This is a genomic window from Mesorhizobium sp. M4A.F.Ca.ET.050.02.1.1, assembly GCF_003997725.1.
Lineage (GTDB): Bacteria > Pseudomonadota > Alphaproteobacteria > Rhizobiales > Rhizobiaceae > Mesorhizobium.
The window spans coordinates 1-2,194 of the sequence record NZ_RZSG01000917.1 but is presented as its reverse complement, the minus strand read 5'-3'; the positions used below and the strand labels follow the sequence as shown (position 1 = coordinate 2,194).

The following is a 2,194-nucleotide window of genomic DNA, read 5'->3' as shown; positions in this document are numbered from 1 at the left end:
AGGAAGCACCGTTCGCCCAATGCCGGCTGGCCGGAGGCGGCGATGGCCGGCGCGCTGGGTCTCGCCCTGGCCGGCCCGCGCAGCTATAGCGGCGTCGTCGTCGAGGATGCCTACATGGGCGAAGGCGGCCGGCGCGAGGCGGAAAGCCTCGACATCAGGCAGGCGCTGAAGCTCTACCAGGTGGCCGACCGGCTGCTGATCGCGCTGTTCGGCATCCTGTCGGCGCTGTTGATCTATCTGACGATGTGATCAGAACTCGATGCCTTGCTGGGCTTTCACGCCGGCCGAGAAATGATGCTTGGTCAGCCCCATTTCGGTGACGAGATCGGCCGCCTCGACCAGCAGCGGCTTGGCGTTTCGGCCGGTGACGATGATATGCAGGTCAGCACGGCGCGCCTTCAGCGCGGCAACGACCTTTTCCAGATCGAGATAGTCGTAGCGCAGCGCGATGTTGAGCTCGTCGAGCACGACAAGGCTGATCGACGGATCCGCCATCAGCTCCAGTGCTTTTGCCCAGGCAGCCTCGGCGGCGGCGATGTCGCGCTTCAGGTCCTGCGTCTCCCAGGTGAAGCCCTCGCCCATCGCATGCCACACGACGCGGTCGCCGAAGGCGGCAAAGGCGTCCTTCTCGCCGGTCTGCCATTTGCCCTTGATGAACTGGACGACGCCGACACGCTTGCCGTAGCCGAGCATCCTGAGCGCCAGCCCGAAGGCGGCCGTAGTCTTGCCCTTGCCCGGTCCGGTGTTGACGATCAGCAGTCCCTTCTCGATCGTCTTTGCCGCCACCTCGGCGTCCTGAACAGCCTTGCGCTTGGCCATCTTGGCGCGATGGCGCTCGGCATCCTTGTCATCAGTCTCGGTCATCTCACTTCACTTTCAGCGGCAGACCGGCCACCATCAGCAGCACCGTATCGGCGACGGCGGCGACCTGCTGGTTGAGCCGGCCGGCGGCATCGCGAAACCGCCTCGCCAGCGCATTGTCGGGCACGATGCCCAGGCCAACCTCGTTGGACACCACGAACCACGGCCCGCGCGGCCGCGATAGAACATCCACAAGCCGCCGGCATTCCGCATCGAGGTCGCGCTCGGCCAGCATATGATTGGTCAGCCACAGAGTCAGGCAGTCGATCAAGACGGGTTCGTGGTCAGGCAGCGCCTCGATCGCGGCGGCAAGATCGAGCGGCGCGTCGACCGTCGCCCAGCCCTCGCCGCGACGCGCCCGATGCAGCGCGATGCGCTCGCGCATCTCATCGTCATAGGCTTCCGCGGCGGCGATGTAAGCCCATGGCGAGGGACTCGCCGTCACCAGGGTTTCGGCATGCGCGCTCTTGCCGGAGCGCGCACCGCCGATGATGAAGGTCAGTCCCCTGCGATCAGGCAAAGCTGTCGCGCAGGCTGGTGGCCGTGCCGGTGAAGCGGCCGCGCACCACGCCGACGGCGGCACCCAGCACCAGCCAGAACACCAGATCGGTGAGTGTCACGGCGACCACGAACTGGTGATGCAGGCCTTCGGGAATCGGCGTCTTGAAGCTTTCCGGCTGCGGCGCGCCGACGATGTGCGGCGCGACGATCAGGGCTACGGCCAGGATCGCCAGCGGCAGCGATTTGCGGAAGGCGATCAGGCCGAGTCCGGCGGCGGTCGCGACCGCTGTCGCCGTCCACCAGATCTGGCGCGGCAGGAGTTCGGCCGCCGGCATCGCCGGCAGTTCCGGCGGCAGGCCGAGGCCGGGGGCCAGGGTGAACACGGCAAAGCCGGCGAGCCCCCAGAACACGCCCTGGCGCCAGCTGCCGATGCCGCCGGCGAATTCCGAAACCGCGACCAGGATCAGCGCGAAGCCGATGCCGGTGACGATGTTGGCGACGACGTTGAAGGCGAAACGCTCGAAGCCGTCGGCCGGTGCCCAGCCCTCGTCTTCCGCTGGCGCGGCCGCTTCGGCCGGAGCCGGCGCCACGGAACTCATGGCATTTCCGGCCGGAGCGGCGGAGCTCATGGCGTTGCCGGTCTCGGCAGGCGCCGCGGCATGATCATGATGATGGCCGCCGCCGGCCTGTTCGTAGACTTCGGCCTTGAGGATCAGCGGCACGGTTGCATAGGCCTGCAGGCAAGCGAGAACAACGCCGGCCACGAGCCCTGCGATCGCCGCGATGAACACGACGTTGCGAAACAGGTTCATGATGTCAGGCCCTTGTCAGT

The 2,194-nt window shown here is 67.1% G+C and carries 4 protein-coding genes; 1 reads left to right on the top strand and 3 read right to left on the bottom strand.

What is annotated here, in order from left to right; translation table 11 throughout:
• On the top strand, positions 1-249 hold a 249-nt coding region (locus tag EOA33_RS33115; RefSeq protein WP_190234451.1), incomplete at its 5' end, for a cobalamin biosynthesis protein.
• Here the strand turns inward: EOA33_RS33115 and cobO are convergent.
• The 3 genes from cobO to EOA33_RS33100 are packed head-to-tail and all read right to left on the bottom strand — an operon-like array spanning position 250 to position 2,174.
• On the bottom strand, positions 250-864 hold the full coding sequence (gene cobO / locus EOA33_RS33110) for a cob(I)yrinic acid a,c-diamide adenosyltransferase (RefSeq protein WP_126054055.1): 615 nt from the start codon (positions 862-864) through the stop codon (positions 250-252).
• Between the two features lies 1 nt (position 865).
• Positions 866-1,381, bottom strand: a complete 516-nt coding sequence (gene cobU, locus EOA33_RS33105) for a bifunctional adenosylcobinamide kinase/adenosylcobinamide-phosphate guanylyltransferase (RefSeq protein WP_127407534.1) — start codon at positions 1,379-1,381, stop codon at positions 866-868.
• Positions 1,374-2,174, bottom strand: a complete 801-nt coding sequence (locus EOA33_RS33100; RefSeq protein ID WP_126054053.1) for a CbtA family protein — start codon at positions 2,172-2,174, stop codon at positions 1,374-1,376. Before EOA33_RS33100 ends, cobU begins: the two co-directional genes overlap by 8 nt.
• Positions 2,175-2,194 lie beyond the last annotated feature (20 nt).

Excerpts from the sequence above, each read along its gene's own strand:
- cobO (WP_126054055.1), bottom strand. The coding sequence starts at position 864 with ATGACCGAGACTGATGACAAGGATGCCGAGCGCCATCGCGCCAAGATG.
- EOA33_RS33100 (WP_126054053.1), bottom strand. The coding sequence starts at position 2,174 with ATGAACCTGTTTCGCAACGTCGTGTTCATCGCGGCGATCGCAGGGCTC.